Origin of the sequence: Tumebacillus lacus (assembly GCF_026410385.1) — a bacterium.
Lineage (GTDB): Bacteria > Bacillota > Bacilli > Tumebacillales > Tumebacillaceae > Tumebacillus > Tumebacillus lacus.
In genome coordinates, this window is record NZ_JAPMLT010000001.1 from 39,468 (window position 1) to 54,888 (window position 15,421).

14 protein-coding genes are annotated in these 15,421 nt (G+C 58.4%); 8 read left to right on the plus strand and 6 right to left on the minus strand.

Going from position 1 to position 15,421, the window contains the following annotated elements; all coding sequences use genetic code 11:
• Nucleotides 1–108: 108 nt before the first annotated feature.
• The 6 genes from OS242_RS00235 to OS242_RS00260 all read left to right on the plus strand — a co-directional run bounded on the left by OS242_RS00235 (nucleotide 109) and on the right by OS242_RS00260 (nucleotide 6,636).
• Nucleotides 109–1,746, plus strand: a complete 1,638-nt coding sequence (locus OS242_RS00235) for a DUF2254 family protein (RefSeq protein ID WP_267149653.1) — start codon at nucleotides 109–111, stop codon at nucleotides 1,744–1,746.
• Nucleotides 1,747–1,851: 105 nt separating this feature from the next.
• Nucleotides 1,852–2,061, plus strand: coding sequence for a hypothetical protein (locus tag OS242_RS00240; RefSeq protein ID WP_267149654.1), 210 nt, complete (start codon nucleotides 1,852–1,854; stop codon nucleotides 2,059–2,061).
• A gap of 129 nt (nucleotides 2,062–2,190) precedes the next feature.
• Nucleotides 2,191–4,539: a DUF7408 domain-containing protein gene (locus OS242_RS00245; protein ID WP_267149655.1), complete on the plus strand. Its 2,349-nt coding sequence runs from the start codon at nucleotides 2,191–2,193 to the stop codon at nucleotides 4,537–4,539.
• Nucleotides 4,536–5,465, plus strand: a complete 930-nt coding sequence (locus OS242_RS00250) for an ABC transporter ATP-binding protein (protein WP_267149656.1) — start codon at nucleotides 4,536–4,538, stop codon at nucleotides 5,463–5,465. The genes OS242_RS00245 and OS242_RS00250 overlap by 4 nt, the downstream gene beginning before the upstream one ends.
• On the plus strand, nucleotides 5,465–6,325 hold the full coding sequence (locus OS242_RS00255; RefSeq protein ID WP_267149657.1) for an ABC transporter permease: 861 nt from the start codon (nucleotides 5,465–5,467) through the stop codon (nucleotides 6,323–6,325). Before OS242_RS00250 ends, OS242_RS00255 begins: the two co-directional genes overlap by 1 nt.
• 5 nt (nucleotides 6,326–6,330) lie before the next feature.
• The gene (locus OS242_RS00260) at nucleotides 6,331–6,636 is read left to right on the plus strand and encodes a hypothetical protein (protein ID WP_267149658.1); all 306 of its coding nucleotides are present in this window, start codon (nucleotides 6,331–6,333) and stop codon (nucleotides 6,634–6,636) included.
• Between the two features lie 48 nt (nucleotides 6,637–6,684).
• Here OS242_RS00260 and OS242_RS00265 read toward each other — a convergent pair whose 3' ends face one another.
• Entirely contained in the window at nucleotides 6,685–7,422 is a 738-nt protein-coding gene (locus tag OS242_RS00265; protein ID WP_267149659.1) for an alpha/beta hydrolase, read from the minus strand.
• 151 nt (nucleotides 7,423–7,573) lie between these two features.
• Between OS242_RS00265 and OS242_RS00270 the strand changes: the two genes are divergently transcribed.
• Together OS242_RS00270 and OS242_RS00275 are read left to right on the plus strand one after the other, a co-directional pair.
• Entirely contained in the window at nucleotides 7,574–9,178 is a 1,605-nt protein-coding gene (locus OS242_RS00270; protein WP_267149660.1) for a hypothetical protein, read from the plus strand.
• A 72-nt stretch (nucleotides 9,179–9,250) separates the two neighbouring features.
• Complete coding sequence (locus tag OS242_RS00275; RefSeq protein ID WP_267149661.1) at nucleotides 9,251–10,039, plus strand: YheC/YheD family protein; 789 nt, start codon at nucleotides 9,251–9,253, stop codon at nucleotides 10,037–10,039.
• 62 nt (nucleotides 10,040–10,101) lie between these two features.
• On the opposite strand, the gene OS242_RS00280 is transcribed toward OS242_RS00275, so the two are convergent.
• From OS242_RS00280 to OS242_RS00300, 5 genes are all read right to left on the minus strand, one after another.
• Entirely contained in the window at nucleotides 10,102–10,905 is an 804-nt protein-coding gene (locus OS242_RS00280; RefSeq protein WP_267149662.1) for an ABC transporter permease, read from the minus strand.
• 4 nt (nucleotides 10,906–10,909) lie between these two features.
• The gene (locus tag OS242_RS00285) at nucleotides 10,910–11,710 is read right to left on the minus strand and encodes an ABC transporter permease (RefSeq protein ID WP_267149663.1); all 801 of its coding nucleotides are present in this window, start codon (nucleotides 11,708–11,710) and stop codon (nucleotides 10,910–10,912) included.
• The gene (locus tag OS242_RS00290) at nucleotides 11,688–12,710 is read right to left on the minus strand and encodes an ABC transporter ATP-binding protein (protein WP_267149664.1); all 1,023 of its coding nucleotides are present in this window, start codon (nucleotides 12,708–12,710) and stop codon (nucleotides 11,688–11,690) included. The genes OS242_RS00285 and OS242_RS00290 overlap by 23 nt, the downstream gene beginning before the upstream one ends.
• 279 nt (nucleotides 12,711–12,989) lie before the next feature.
• On the minus strand, nucleotides 12,990–14,753 hold the full coding sequence (locus tag OS242_RS00295) for an Rqc2 family fibronectin-binding protein (RefSeq protein WP_267149665.1): 1,764 nt from the start codon (nucleotides 14,751–14,753) through the stop codon (nucleotides 12,990–12,992).
• A 194-nt stretch (nucleotides 14,754–14,947) separates the two neighbouring features.
• The gene (locus OS242_RS00300) at nucleotides 14,948–15,325 is read right to left on the minus strand and encodes a hypothetical protein (protein WP_267149666.1); all 378 of its coding nucleotides are present in this window, start codon (nucleotides 15,323–15,325) and stop codon (nucleotides 14,948–14,950) included.
• Nucleotides 15,326–15,421: the final 96 nt, after the last annotated feature.

Sequence of the window (15,421 nt, forward strand, 5' to 3'; positions counted from 1 at the left end):
CGTCATCCGTCATCGACTAGTATTCGCCCCCTCCCGCTCGTCTATGAAGAATGAGCACGGGGAAAAGGTGGATACTAAAAGACACGCGGCGGGAAAGGAGGAGAGGCTGTGCATCGTGGTCATCTGCAGCATCTGCGGCATGCCCCCATCTCGCACTCGATTGGACAGTTGCTTTTGGCGTGGGGATTGATGATCTTGATCTTTCGCTTTACGCCGCCGTTTTTCAGCGGTGATCTGGAGACGGCCAGGGGGTATCTGGGCACCATCGCGTCGACGCTCGCGACGATCCTCGCGTTGTCGATCTCGGTGATCATGGTCGCGATCCAACTGACGGCGAGCAAGTACACGCACCGAGTGCTGGATTTTTACGTCCGCTTTCCTTTTAATGCGAGCTTGCTGTCGTTTTACTTTGGCACGATCCTGCACGCGATCTATCTGCTCTCCCGCATCTCCGACCATCCGGGTGATCAGCCGCCGCTGTGGCTGGATCAGGGGATGAGCGCCGATCTCGTGCTGCTGCTCGTCTGTTTTATGGCGTTGCTGGTCTATCTCTACTTTGTGATCCAACTGCTCAAGCCGGAGACGATCGTGCAGGCGATCGAGCGCGAATATCTGACCGCCTATCGGGCCGGGGATTATCCGGGCGCGCTGGACAAGGTCGGGCAGATCTGTGACATCGCCAAAAAGGCGGTCAGCGAGATGGATGCGGTGACAGCCGTCTTTTGCGTGGAAAATATCGCGGAGATGATGCATCAGGCCAAGCTCCCGTCGGAGCAGGCGGACGATGCGCTGTGGTATCATGAGCGGATCATCGACCAATTGGTCGGCATCGCATCGATCTCGTTTAAAGAGCGGGAATTGGCTGTTTCGGGACGCATTTTAAATGAACTGCATGAAATGGGCATGCGCTATGCGGAGAGCGGGTCGCTGCGAGCGGCCAACCGCGTGATCGCGGCGTATGCGCTGATCACGCGAAACAATCTGATCGGCCAGCAGATGATGAACATGGTGAAACTGGCGGTGGAGCAGATCTTTGCGATCACCTGTCAGGTGGTGAAAAACCGGGAGTTGAACAAAGACATCAATTCCTTTGTGCTCCAATCGTTTCAAAGCCTCGGCGACATCGGCAAGCTGGTGATCAAGACGGAGACGTACGGTCACAATTTTGTGGCCAAATGCATCGTCTCGCACACGTTCGGCCAGTTGCTCAGCACGCTGATCGGAACGGAGGGCAAAGAGCGGATGCCCTTGGTCAAAGTGTTGCTGTTCGAATATATGAAGCTCGCCAAACGACTGATCTTAAAATCGGAAGCGATCGACGTCGTGCAGATCACGACCTGGCTGCGCACGGCGACGATCCCGCATCGCGAGGAGCCGCGCCGGGTGTATCCGTACCTGTATCTGTTTTTGTTGCTGGCTTCGTCGGCGTTGTATATGCGCCGCTCTGATATCGTGATGCTGCTGGTGCGGGCGGTGGGGAAATATTTTGCGCCCGATCACCGGTTGCTGGTCGAACTGTGCCAGAGCCGGCTGGAGATCCGCCATTTCTTTGATTATCATGAGCCGGAGCGCTATCTGATCCGCGTGTATGTGCTGTGGCGGGCGTATCACGCGTACACGCTTCGCTACCCGCGTGGACCGCAACGCAAGATCCGGCTGTCAAGGACGGTGGAGCGGGAGGAATGGCGTGACCTGTTTGACGGGCTCGATCCCAATGAGTTTTTGAACGAAGAGTTTCTGCATTGATCTCGTCTCGAAGCAAGCGGGGATGCTTTCTTTTCCAGTTCAAATATGATTCAATAAAAGAGAGTCTGGATCTTATCATTTTTTCTGACAGAGGAGAGTTCCCGCATGCGCGACATCGGAACGGGTAAGGTGGAGTTTTTGCTGGCGGACGGTTCGGTTCGCGAGTATGAAGGAGAAGTGGAACTGGCGGGCGAGCGCGTCGTCGTCACGGAGATCATCTATTTGAACGGCGTGCCGGGTGCGGCTCGTGAGATCAATCTGCCGCTCGGACAGTGCGTGATTTATTGGAAGCCGGAAGTCTACGAGGCGGAGTAATCACGCTTCCCCCAAAAAGATCAAAAATACTGTCGAAAAGGTAACTTTTCACAAATTTGGCCGTCTCTATCTGTGAGACGGTTTTTTGTTTGTTTTTTTTGGATTGTTTTTATGGGGAGGTTTCAGCATATGAAAAGGAAGCAAGTGGCCGGATGGCTGCTGGCATTCGCGTTGTTGATGCCGTTTGCGCCCGCGCAGGTGTCGGCGGCCGATCCGGTCACGGTGACGGTGAGCACCGGGTTTGGCGGGGCGTTTAAGCGGGAGGCGTGGACGGCTGTCCGCATTACGATTGAAAACAAAGGTTCAGATCTCGCGGGTCAGTTGGTGCTCGAGCCGGAAAACCCACGGGAACACGACCGGGTTGGCGGCTCGTTTGCCAAGGAGGTCGTCGTGCCGGCCGGGACGACGAAGACGTTTACGCTGGAAGTGCCGGGCGGCTATTTCAATCGCCGGACGCAGGCGACAATCTATGATGCGAAAGGTGAGGAGGTCGCGTCGCAGATCGTGCCGGCGGGCGGTGCGCTGGAGGAAGGAAACTCGTTCTTGATCGGCGGGATGACCGAAAAGCCGGACGATCTCAATCTGTTTCAGACGCTCCCGTCCGGCGGGCTCGGCGGACGGATCGCGATCCAGTCGGTCGGAGCGAACAATTTGCCGGAAAGTCCGGATTTGCTGAATTCGCTCGACGTGCTAGTCATCAACCATGCGCCCAAAGAGCCGTTGTCTCCGGAACAAGTGGCGGCGGTGAAGACGTGGGTGGATCGCGGCGGTACGCTGGTGCTGGCGGGCGGTGCCGATTTTAACGGTGGGGCTTCGCTGTTTGCCGATCTGTCGCCGGTGCTCGTGCGGGGCACAGCGCAGGTCACCGATCTGTCCGCGCTGACTGCGTATGCGGGTGCTGCACCGTCGGTGGCGCAGATGCTCGCTTCGACCGGTGAGCTGAAGCCCGGGGCGCGCTCGGTGGTCGCGTCCGGCGCGGTGCCTTTGGTGGCGGTGCAGAAGGCGGGCGCGGGCTCGGTGCTGTATGCGGCCTGGGATCTCAGCGAGGAGCCGCTGGCTTCGTGGGCAGGCAACAAGGAGCTATGGCAAAAACTGCTGATGACGGAGACGAACAGTCCAGTGGGCCAGCCGGTGATCAATCCGGTCGGACAGATCCTGTCCGATGCGAAGTTTCAATTGCTCAATGCGTCGACGAGGTTTCGCGACCTGACGCCCGATCTCGGCCTCGCCATCGGTGCGTTCGGCGTGTATGCGGTTTTGGTCGGACCGGGTCTGTACCTGCTGCTGCGCCGGATCAACAAGCGCGAATGGGCCTGGGGCGCGATCCCCGGCACTGCGTTAGTCTTTTCCCTTGGCATCTGGCTGATCGGCATGAACATGCACGGAAACGTCGCCCTGCAAGTCGTCTCGACGGTGGAACTGCTCAGTCCAGATACGGCCAAGGTGGGAGGAGCCGGATCGTTTGTCGTCACGAGCGGCGGCTCTTACACGGTCGATCTGCCGGCCGGAATGCGGGCGTTTGCCAGCGATCAGAATGACGGCGGCGGACGGGTGATTCAAAACGGCGACAGGTCGCAGATCGTCTTTGAAAAGGTGCCATATTGGTCGACGCGTTCGGTGTATCTGGAGACGTATCTCAAAGGAAAAGGCAACATCGGGCATCAGTTGAAGGTCGACGCGTCCGGCAAAGTGACCGGGACGGTGACCAACAACAGCCAGTTTGATCTCGAAGAGACGCACATCCTGTTTGGCAAGGACGTGATTCGGGTCGGTGATCTCGATCCGGGTGCGACGGCACAGGTGGCGTATCAATTGCAAAACCAAAGTGCGCAACCGGGCAGGGCGTCGAACCTGTTGACCGAAAAGTTGACGATGTCAAGCAACGGACAGTATGGTCGAAGCGACAGGGATCAGGAGCGCGAAATGCTGGCGGTGGCGGCCCATCCGCAAATTCTCGGGGAGGATCTGATCCATCTCTACGGCTTTTCGCATACGCCGATGGGCACCTATACCATCGATGGGCAAAACGTTGAACGGGACCGGCAGTATTCGCTGGTGTATCAGACGTTGTCGCTGGCGCCGACAGAGGGCAACACGGTGTTGCCGCTCGGGTCGATCCAGCCGCAGATCAGTTCGACGACCGGCAATGCGCATGTGGATCAGAGTGGCGTGATGCTTCAGAACGGGGTTGTGGAATTGCGCTACAACGTGAGGGCGGGCGGCTTTTTGGACCCGGAAAACGTGATGACCGATCTCGATCAGAGCACATACGCGATGCTGGAGAAAGAATATTACAACTGGTTGACCGGAAGTTGGGAACCGGTCGCCAAGGTGAATACGCCGTCGATGGCGGAGGGTGAATTGAAAAAATATGTATCGGCAGACGGGACGCTGCAGGTGCGTCTGCGGAGCAATCTGCTGACCGATCTCTACGTGGTGTTTCCGAGCGTCGGTGTGGAAGGGACGGTGTCGCCGTGATCCGCACGGTCAATCTCAGCATGAAATACGGTAAATTTCGCGCCGTTCACGATCTGAATCTGCAGATCGAGGCCGGATCGGTGTTTGGCTTTGTCGGACCGAACGGCGCGGGCAAATCGACGACGATGTCGATCCTCGCCACGTTGCTCGCTCCCACGTCGGGGCAAGCGTATGTCGACGGGTATGATGTGATCCAGAACCCGGAGGAGGTCAGACGGCTGATCGGGTACATGCCGGACTTTTTCGGGGTGTATGACAATCTGACGGCGGTGGAGTATCTGGATTTTTATGCCGGGGCGTACAACATCCCGGTGGAGAAACGGGAGACGCTGATCCGCGATTTGCTGGAGCTCGTCAACCTGTCGATGAAGGCGGATGCATACGTCGACACGCTCTCCCGGGGGATGAAGCAACGGCTGGGTCTGGCCCGGTGCTTGATCCACGATCCGAAAGTGCTGATCCTCGATGAACCGGCGTCCGGGCTCGATCCGAGGGCGCGCATCGAGATGAAGGAGATCCTCAAAGAGCTGAAGGGGATGGGCAAGACGATCCTGATCTCGTCGCACATCTTGCCGGAACTGGCGGAGATGTGCGATCACATCGGCATCATCGAGCAGGGTCAACTGATCGCGATGGCGCCGGTCGACCAGATCGCTGCGCAGGTGGCGGGGCATCGCGTGCTGCGCGTAAAACTGCGCAGCCGGGCGGAGGACGCGCAGGCGCTCGTGCAGGATGCGAAAGGCGTGCAGTCGGTGACGCTGGAAGGGAAGACAGACCTGTTGATCGCCTATACGGGCGATGAAGAAGGCCAGGTCGCGCTGTTGTCGCGGCTGGTCTCGAACGGTCTGCCGGTGCTGGCGTTTTCGGAAGAGGCGGGCAATCTGGAAGAGGTGTTCCTCACGGTGACGAAAGGGGTCGGTTCGTAATGCAAAAGCTTTTGAGGCGCGTGACCAATCCGATCTTGGTTAAAGAGTATCGTTCGCGGATGCGCACGCTGAAGACGCCGGTCACGCTGTTTTTGTATCTGCTGGTGATGGGCGGCGTGATCTTTGGTTTTACGTATCTGCAATACGCGAGAAACGTGTACTACAATCCGGGGGACAGCCGGATGCTGTTCGTGATGCTGGCCGCGTTGCAACTGGTGCTGATCGCGTTTGTGACACCGGGGCTCGTGGCGGGGACGATCTCCGGCGAGCGGGAGCGGCAGACGCTGAACATTCTGCTGACGACCCATCTGTCGCCGCTGAAGATCGTGCTGTCCAAACTGGTGTCGTCGCTGTCGTTTATGGCGTTGCTGGTGTTTGCCACTTTGCCGGTGTATGCGGTGATCTTCCTGTTTGGGGGCGTCTCGCCTGGACAGGTGCTGGGCGTGTTCGGGTTTTATTTGATGGCGATGATCTTGTTCGGGTCGGTCGGGCTGTTCTGTTCGGCGTGGTTTAAGCGCACGGGTGTCTCCACGGTGACGGCATACATGCTGACGTTTGCGCTGCTGGGCGGGACAGGGTTGGCCGCCGTGTTTCTGAATGAGATGCTCGATCTGCTGAACGGGCATGGCACGCATCCGAAGTTGTTTTATGTGGCGGCTTTGAATCCGGTGTTGAATCTGATCGCGATGTTTGAGCCGGAGTTCGTGACGCTCGGCAGCAATGTGGAGCCGCCGATCACGCCGTGGGTGTATTTTCTGATCGTGTATCTGCCTGTTTCTATTTTGTTGTGGTACCTGAGCGTGAAGCGATTGATGCCGGTGAAGCGGCCGATCTTCACCCGCAAGCGCAAGGGAGAGTAGCGGGCATGATCCCGCGGGAGCTGTTGAACGGGCTGATCGGCGGGCTCCTTTGGGGGCTCGTGACGGCGGTGCTGATGATCTGGCCGCTCGACATCGGTGTGAGACGCGTGCGGATCTCGTTTGCACGCGCCAAACGGGCAACCGTACCGGCGGCGACAGTGCCACTCGCGACGGTGCAGCCAGTCCCGACAGCACCTGCCTCATCGTCACCAGACCTGCTGCCGACGGCCAAACAAGCACCCGTCAGTGAACCGACGGACGAGGGACCGAGCATCGCCTCACGTTTGCTGGAGAAAAAACGTAAACGATAACAAAGAAAAGACCGGGCTCGGCAAGAGAGAGCCCGGTCTTTTCTTCTATTAAAATGCAAGCTGGCGCACAAAATGGTCCAGCGCGCGCGGCAGATCTTCCTGCCAAAAGCCCCATGTGTGGTCTGCATCGTATTCGGCATAGTCGACGTCGACGCCTTGCGCTTGCAGCAGGTCGCGCATCCTGCGGTTGGCATCGAGCAAGTCGTATACGTTGCCGTTCGTTTCAAACCGCTCCTCTTGCAACCCGACCACCATGTAGACCGGCACCGTCGCGAGATCGCGGCGGCCCTCGACCTGCTCGTAGGTCGTACCTTTGAACGCGCCCGACTGCAAGGCGAGGTAGTGGAATTTGCGCGGATACTCCAACACCGTATGCAACGCGACCGTCGCCCCGAGCGAGGAGCCCATGATGCCGCGAGCCGGTCCCATCGGGAACGTGGCAAATCGCCCTTCCACCGCTGCCACCAACTCCTCGGCAAAAAAGCGCAGAAACGCCTCATGTTTCGCACCGTGCGGGTGGTATTCGTCGCGGCGCTTCGATTTGTCCACGGGCACGAACACCACGAGAAAACGGGTGGCCCGGATGTCGGCAAACCGCTCGTTGAGCAGCGAGATCATCCGCCCCATCATCATGTAGTCGGAACCGTCGTTGATATAGAGCACCGGATATTTGTACAGCGGCGAATAGTTGTGCGGGAGATAGACGTGTACTTCACGCGTTTCGCCCAAAAAGCGGCTGTCGATGTGAACGCGCTCCACGCTGCCCGTCAATTCTGTGGCTGGCATGATCATTCCTCCTCCGTTCAGGTCGTTCCCATTATACCAAAATTTGCGAGGGTTGATGAAGTGCACGGGATTTCCAACAACTCGATATTTTCAAACGGGAGCTCTTGTAGTATCCTAAAATCTACCGTTTCATATTCGATGGGGGATGTAGATGAAAAATTTCCTTAAAGTATTTCCCTTTTTGCTGGTGTTTGTCCTTGTCTTTGCGCTGCAGGTGCGGCTCGATGTCGGGGCGCGCCATCTGCCGTATCTGGAGCCGTTCGGCCGCGAGACGATGATCGGGCCGTCGACGGCCAACCGACCGCCGCAGGTGCTGCCGGACAATCGCATCGCGTATCTGGCCAAGCCCGACATCGTGATCGCGGGGATCGATCCGGCTGGGCAACAGGTCAGCACAGAGCGTCGCCCCGCTCCGGCGGACGACCTGTTCGCCTCCACGCAGTTCCGCCTCTCCGGTGACGAGATCTACTGGATCGGCAACAAGCGCGTGCTGAAGCGGGCGACTTGGCAAAACGGCGCTTGGTCGACAGCCGAAGAGCTGGGCCCGTCCGCGTCGGGCCTCGGCCTCGCCGAATCGGGTGAACAACGCTATCTGCTCGCAGGTTTTGAAGGGGAGCTGAAGATCTGGAAGATCGAGCCGGGCCGCGTCATCCCGGTCCGCAACTACCCGATGAAAAAGCCGGTGTATCTCGACGCTTCTGTCGATGGACAGGGCGTGTTCCACATCGGGGCGGTCAATCAGCTCTCGTCCGACAGCTATGAATTTTACAACCTGACGCTGGACACCGCGACAGGCACTCCGTCCGACGCGACGATGATCAAGGCGTTAAATCTCGACTCGTCCTCGATGATCGACGACATGAACTACGGCATCGACCGTACGCACGGTTATCTGTTGATGACGATCAAGACGGGCCGCTCCAACAACCGCGACGTCCGCGTGTGGAACTTCCCGCTGCAAGAACCGACGGCGGGCAAGATGTTCTCGCTCGCAGGTGAAGTCGGGATGAGCGGCGGTTTCACGATCTACGGAGAGCCGGGGCAACAGGAGACGCTGGGGGTCGTCTTTGCAGCCGACTATCAAAAAAATCCGCGCGTGGGCAACCGCGAGATCTTTATGGGCCACTTTAAAGGCGGAGAGTGGCAAGGGGATGCCGTTCGCATCTCGAACACGCAAAAGCCGACGGCCAACCCGGTCTTTGTCCGTCAAGGCGATGTGACGACCGTCGTGTTTACCGTGTTCACCAGCTTTGACGAATACACCCTCCACTACAACTCCGACTCGCCGTCCTACGCGGCGGCGACCAATGTGCTGACCGGCGACGACTACGCGTTTTCGGCGATGCAAGTGCCGCAGTATCTCGGGATGATGGCGGTGCTGTTCGTGCTCGTGATGGCGTGGCCGGTGCTGGCATACGTCTACCTGATCTGGTATCTGATCAAAAACGAGGACGCGCTCTACGACCAGCCGAACCGCCATTTCGTCATCGCGTTCGTTCTGTACCTGCTCGTGCAGGTCGCCGTGTTCCTCAACTACGGCAAATTTGACCAGATCGCGCTGTACGGCCCGGAATGGATGCTCTCGCCGGTCTGGTTCTCGCTCTTGATCATCGGCATGGGCGTGCTCTCGTGGGGCTTTGCGTATCTGTTCGGCCGCATCCGCTACGAACGGCACGCCTTGGCGGAGTTTAACTATTTCTTTGGCCTGAACACGTGGATGGTCACCCTCGCCTTGTCGTACTTCATGGCGGCGTAGACAAGCGCCGTTACGTCTGATCTTCCTCTCCATAGGATGTACCATGCATCCAAGCGGGGGAAGGTGACAGCGATGGCCGATTCCTACGCGCCGGGGAGCAAGTGGAGAAAACACCGCCTCTTACTCGGCGCAAACTCTGACGTGCGAGCCTGCTTGCCGGAGACAGGGCTGTACAGCAAACAGCGTCTGCGCTCCTTCATCGGGCGACACGGTCAGATCTTTATCAAGCCGGTGTACGGCACCGGCGGCAAGCACATCCTGCAAGTGCGAAAAACGTCCGAAGGCGCCTACCGACTGCGAGCGGGCCACCGTGTGCGCTCGACGAACTCGCTCGACGAGTTGCACCGCTGGATCGAAGGGCATCGCAACAAAGCGAGATGCCTGATCCAGCAAGGCATCGATCTTGCAACTTGGCGAGGGCGACCGGTCGACATCCGCGTCTTTGTGCAGCGCAATCAAAAAGGAAAGTGGGAAGTCACCGGCCGTCTCGCCCGCCGCGCGTCCCGAGACCTCGCCGTGACCAACGTGTCGCGGGGCGGTTCCGGGCATCCGGTCGGGGCGTATCTCTCAGGGCTCGGCTACGGCAGGGGAGAGCAAGAGCAGATCCTCCGCCGTTTGGACCGTCTGGCAGTCGGCGTGGCGCGCTACTGCGGCGGTCGGCATGTCAACGCCACCTACGGGCTGGACGTCGGACTCGACCGAGACGGGCATCCGTGGTTGATCGAGCTGAACACGGTGCCGCATGTGAGCCTGTTGAAGCGCTTGAAGCAAAAGCGCATCTACTCCCGCGCCCGCAAGCTGTGGTTGCTCCATCGCAGCATCAACGAAAAGGCAAAGCAACTGGCCAACGGGAACTATTGAACGCCAAACAGGCACAAAAAAAGAGGAGGACGTCTACGGACGCCTCCTCTTTTTTGTGCCTGTTATGAGCCGGTGCTCTGGTAGCGTTTGATGCTAAAGTTCCACACTCTCGCGGTCAGCCAGAGCAGGAACAGCGCGACGAGCGGTGTGAACCACGTCAGATACCCGAACGGATCGCTGCCCTCTTTGCCGAGCAGGAGCAGCGACGGGTAGTAGTTCATAAACGCAAACGGCAGCGCGACGGTGACGACAAAGCGCAGAACGTTGTTGAACATATCGATCGGATACTGCTGCACCACGCCCCAGGAAAACTGCGTGGCCGCGTCGACCAGCGCACGGGAGCGAGTGGTGAAAAAGGCGGTGCATGACAGCATCAGCAGCAACGACAGCTCCACAGCCGCGCTGGAGAGCGCGACGAGCAGGAACCACAGGAACATCCACCACGTCCAGTCGAGGGCGAGGTTTTGGTAGGCCAGCCCGATCATCAACGCCGAGAGCAACACGTCGCCCACGCCGAGGTAGTGGATCTCGCGACCCATAAATTGCACGAGCGGACTGGCCGGCCGGGTGAGCAGTTGGTCGAACGTGCCGTCGAGAATGAACTGTTCCAAATTGGTCACATGCCGGAAAAACACAGCCCGGATGCCGTGTCCGAGCAGCCAGAGGTTGTACAGGAAGACGATCTCCCAGAAGCCCCAGCCGTTCAGTTCGTGGAAGCGGTTGAGCAACACCCACGTCGTTCCAAGCGTCCCGGCGTTGAGGATAAACACGCCGAGGATGCCCATCAAAAAGTCAGCCCGGTACTGCAACCGCGTGATCACGGCCGCCCGGATCATTGTCAAATACACAGTCAAATGTTCGCGCATCGGCTCAACCCCCTTGCACGACCAGATGGCGGTGAATGCGGGCCCAGATGAAGCGGGCAGCCACAAACAATCCGATCATCCAGGCGGTCTGCGTCCACAGCGCGGTCGTCGCTTGCCCGCCGGAGATGACTCCGGTGAACAGGCCAATCGGCGTGTAGAAGATCGATTGGAACGGCAGCGCGTACAGGAACGGCTGCATCCAGTCCGGGTACATCCAAAGCGGGATGATCTGCCCGGACGCAAAGCGGATGAGCGCGTAGTACGTGAAGATAAAGCCGAGCAGATCCAGCGTTTTAAACGAGATCAGTCCGAACAGGAAGTTGCAGAAGAACAGGATCACCCACGCCTGAAACACGGCGATCAGGAAATAGACCACCTGCACCGCGTCGACCGGCAGGACCAAATCGAACAAGAGATAGGCGAACACGAGCGGCGGCAGCAGATAAAACGACAGCCGCACCACCGTCGCGCCAAAATCGCGGGCGAGCATGTGGAGCAGGAAGTCGACCGGCTTCATCAGGTCGGTGGTGATCAGCCCCATCCGCACCTGCCCTTGCAGGTAGGAGTGAACGCCTTCGTCGACGGAGAGCACGGCGCCCAGCAGAATGCCGAGCACAGCATAGGTGATCATCTGCGTGAGCGTCGCGCTGCCAAATCCGGTCGGGGTCTGGGTGAACAGCACGTTCCAGAGCGTCGCGACCACATACAGCTGCAGGAACATGCCGCCCATCTCAAGCCAGAAGTTCAGGCGGTAGGCCGACTGCTTGTAAAAATGCTGGCGGCTAAACGTCCAGAACAGCGACATGTCCATCCTCCTTCTTCCGGTCGAGACCTGACTGGTAGATCTCGCGCACAATCGATTCGATCTCCGGCTCTTCGACCGTCAGATCGCGGATCGTATGTTTTTCCGCCACTTTCATCATCACGTCGGAAGCGGAGAGCTTTTCCTTGTCGAAGGCGATCCACACGCGGGAGCCTTCCTCGCGAAGCACGCGGGTGTTCGGGATGTGGAGCGCATAAGGCGCGTCGTCGAGCTCGATGACCAGCGTGCGCTCCGTGCCGTAGCGGGACTTGAGATCGTGGATCGAGCCGTCATAGAGCAGCTTGCCGTCGTCGATGATCGACATGCGGTGGCAGAGCTTTTCGATGTCGGCCATGTCGTGGGTGGTGAGCAGGATCGTCACGCCGCGGGTGCGGTTGATCTCTTTGATAAACTCGCGCAGACGCTCTTTGGCCAACACGTCGACGCCGATAGTCGGCTCGTCGAGGAAGAGGATGCGCGGGTCGTGCAGCATCGCAGCCGCCAGATCGGCGCGCATGCGCTGACCGAGCGACAGTTGGCGCACCGGTGTGTTTTCAAACTCGTGCAGTTCGAGCAGATCGCGGAAGGTGTTGAGATTTTTCTCATAGACGCTGTCCGGGATCTTGTAGATCGTCTTGAGCACGCGATAGCTCTCAATCGGCGGGATGTCCCACCAGAGCTGCGTCTTTTGCCCGAACACGACGCCGATGTTTTGCGCGTGTTCGCGGCGTTGCTTCCAAGGAGTCATGCCGGCAATCGAGATCTCGCCCGCCGTCGGGACGAGGATGCCGGTCATCATTTTAATCGACGTCGATTTGCCGGCACCGTTTGGGCCGATATAGCCGAGCAACTCGCCTTCCTCGATCTTGAAGGAAATGTCGTCGACGGCGACGTGCGAGGTATAGTCCGTGTTCCAGAGGTTTCGGATGCCGGAGAGGAACCCCGTTTTCGGGACCAATTTTTTAAATTCTTTACGCAGGTTGTGAACCTCTATCAATGCCATGTTGTCATTTCGCCTCCAAGTCAAGACTATATCATAAAAAAAGACTCCCGACAGTAACGGGAGTCGCGTTCGCCGTGTCCTTCCGGCATCTCCGGCCGATGTGAGCGCTCCGCATCTGGGCAGACAGAGGCGGGGCCGATCGGCAGGGCGAGGTGGAAATGCCTTTTGGGGGAAGGGCGGCTTCATGATGGGTGGTTGCTATAGTGATACGAGAGACGCTCCCGTTTTTCGTCGGGAGCTTGAAGAAATTGTCTTTTGATCTTTTTTCCTGAGTACCCGTTACTTGGTCCGCAATTTGTCGGCGAGCGCGGCGTCCGGCGTGACGTAGAGCGTCTTTTGATTGTCGAACAGGACAAAGCCCGGCTTGGCACCGTTTGGCTTCCAGACGTGTTTGATCAGCGTGTAGTCGACCGGGACTTGGCTCGACTCGCGGCCTTTGGAGTAGTAGGCGGCCAGTTGTGCCGCTTCCAGCAGGGTCTGTTCCGGCACGTCTTTTGCGCGGATCACGACGTGCGAGCCGGGGATGTCCTTGGTGTGCAGCCAAGTGTCGGTGTTGTGGGCGAACTTCATGGTGAGGTACTCGTTTTGCTTGTTGTTTTTGCCCACATAGATGTCGAGGCCGTCGGAGGAGACGTAGCGCTCCGGCTTGACTTGCGTTTCCTTTTGCTTCGGCGGCTTTTTGCCTTTCGGGAGCGGCTTGCGTTTGACGCGCAGATAGCCTTCCTGCTCCAGCTCTTCGCGGATCTCCGCGATGTCGGTCCACGAAGCGGTGGAGAGGTGCTGGATCAGATTTTCCAGATAGTCGATCTCGATCCGCGTTTCCTCGATCTGCTGGGTGAGGATCGGGATCGACTTTTTGACCTTGTTGTATTTCTTGAAATACGCCTGCGCGTTTTCGTTGCCTGACAGGGCCGGGTCCAGCGGGATCGTCAGTTCGGCGAGGTTTTCGTCGTAGAAGTTTTGCACCGTCACCTGCTCCATCCCGCGCTCGATCAGATGCAGGGATGCGGTGATCAGCTCGCCGCAGATGCGGTTCTCCTCGGCGAGATCCGCTTCGGCGATGGCCGTTTCAAATTTGACGAGCTTGGTCTGGTTTTTCGACAGCTCGTTGGACAGCAGGCGTTCGAGGTCTTGATAGCGTTGGCGCAGCGTGTCCCGCCATGATTTTTCCGCGTAAAATTGGTCGATGGCGGCGTTGGTGGTCGGGTACGTTTTGGCTTCTCCGTCGAGATGAGTGAGGGCGAGGCAGGAGAACGCCTTCGGACGCTCGTCTTGGTAGACGACCGTCGGGACGTACCGGCGGTGGCGCACGTCGTCGATCACCGTCGCGAACGCTTGCCATTCGTCGTCCGGGGACGGAGCTTGGTCTGCGTCGGCCAGCGCCGTTTTCAGGCGGAAGGCGATCTCCCGGCCCAGCAGCGGCGAGATGCCGGTGAACGCGTTGACGAGAAATTTTTCAAACGCGAGGTCGGCGCCCATCGTCTGCCGCAGCTCCTGGAAGCGGCCGAGCGAGACGTGGAACGGATGGTCTTTGTGCTGCTCCGGCGGGGCCACGTAAGTGCGGCCCGGCAGGACTTCGCGATGGCGCGAGGTGCCGTAATTGACGTGCACCAGCGAGTCGAGGATGCGGTTCTCCACCGGATCGAGCAAGATCACGTTGGAGTGGCGGCCCATGATCTCAATGACGAGCACGCGCTCTTTGAGATCTCCGAGCTCGTCGCGGTTTTCGATGCCGATGTGCAGGACGCGTTCGTTGTCGACCTGCTCGATGCGGGTGATCCGCCCGCCTTCGCAATGTTTGCGCAACAGCATGCAAAACATCGGCGGCTCGGCCGGATTTTGTCCCTGGTAGTTGTCGATCAGCTGCACCCGCGGGTACGACGGATTGGCCGTCAGCAGCAGTTTGTGATTGGCGCCCGATCCGCGCAGATGCAACAGCAAGTCGCGGGAGGTCGGCTGATAAATTTTATCCACGCGCCCGTTCATGAGCAACTCGGCGAGCTCCTCGGTGACGGCGCGCAGGACGATGCCGTCAAATGCCATATTCTGTCACCCCGATCCTATGAAAAAGGCACATCGCCCCGATGTGTGGGGGAGTGCCGTCTTTGGTAGGTATTATACAGGGAAGGATAATCGCTGTCCACTATTGAAATTCTTACGCGAACAGGGAAAAGCAGGAATCTGCCGGGAATAAGAAAACACCCCTTCACGAGGATCTGTGAAGGGGTGTTTTTTGCTCAGTCTGTCTTGATCTCGATGCGAAACTGATGCTTTGTAAGCACGGTCAGGACCGGCTCAGGCGCAAGTCCAGGATTGGCGACGTGAAGGTCGCGCTCGCGGAAGAAGTGCAGACTGTCGTCGTCCGCGCAGACCAGTTTGACCACGCCGTGCTCGATGTGATCAAACAGGGCACCGGGGAGGTCGCGGTGTTCCAGCGTGACGATCGCAGTATCTTCCAGTCGGGAGAGGTGAAGAGAGAGTGTGAAGCCGAAACGGTCCGTTTTGGCATATTGGTAAATCTCCACTTCTTCGTCGAGAACGCGCGGTTCGCTTTCGAAGATCTCCAGCAGGCGGTAGTAGTCGTAGTCGATGGATGCTCGCCTCCGATTTCGCAATTCGTTTTCCTAATATCTTTTGTTGTTCATAAGGCGATCAAACGACTCGGATCTATGCTTGGATGAGTACGTCGCCCTTTTTTATTGTAGGGAAGT

Coding starts and splice junctions, on each gene's coding strand:
- OS242_RS00240 (WP_267149654.1), top strand. CDS start 1,852: ATGCGCGACATCGGAACGGGTAAGGTGGAGTTTTTGCTGGCGGACGGT.
- OS242_RS00245 (WP_267149655.1), top strand. CDS start 2,191: ATGAAAAGGAAGCAAGTGGCCGGATGGCTGCTGGCATTCGCGTTGTTG.
- OS242_RS00255 (WP_267149657.1), top strand. CDS start 5,465: ATGCAAAAGCTTTTGAGGCGCGTGACCAATCCGATCTTGGTTAAAGAG.
- OS242_RS00260 (WP_267149658.1), top strand. CDS start 6,331: ATGATCCCGCGGGAGCTGTTGAACGGGCTGATCGGCGGGCTCCTTTGG.
- OS242_RS00265 (WP_267149659.1), bottom strand. CDS start 7,422: ATGCCAGCCACAGAATTGACGGGCAGCGTGGAGCGCGTTCACATCGAC.
- OS242_RS00270 (WP_267149660.1), top strand. CDS start 7,574: ATGAAAAATTTCCTTAAAGTATTTCCCTTTTTGCTGGTGTTTGTCCTT.
- OS242_RS00275 (WP_267149661.1), top strand. CDS start 9,251: ATGGCCGATTCCTACGCGCCGGGGAGCAAGTGGAGAAAACACCGCCTC.
- OS242_RS00280 (WP_267149662.1), bottom strand. CDS start 10,905: ATGCGCGAACATTTGACTGTGTATTTGACAATGATCCGGGCGGCCGTG.
- OS242_RS00285 (WP_267149663.1), bottom strand. CDS start 11,710: ATGTCGCTGTTCTGGACGTTTAGCCGCCAGCATTTTTACAAGCAGTCG.
- OS242_RS00290 (WP_267149664.1), bottom strand. CDS start 12,710: ATGGCATTGATAGAGGTTCACAACCTGCGTAAAGAATTTAAAAAATTG.
- OS242_RS00295 (WP_267149665.1), bottom strand. CDS start 14,753: ATGGCATTTGACGGCATCGTCCTGCGCGCCGTCACCGAGGAGCTCGCC.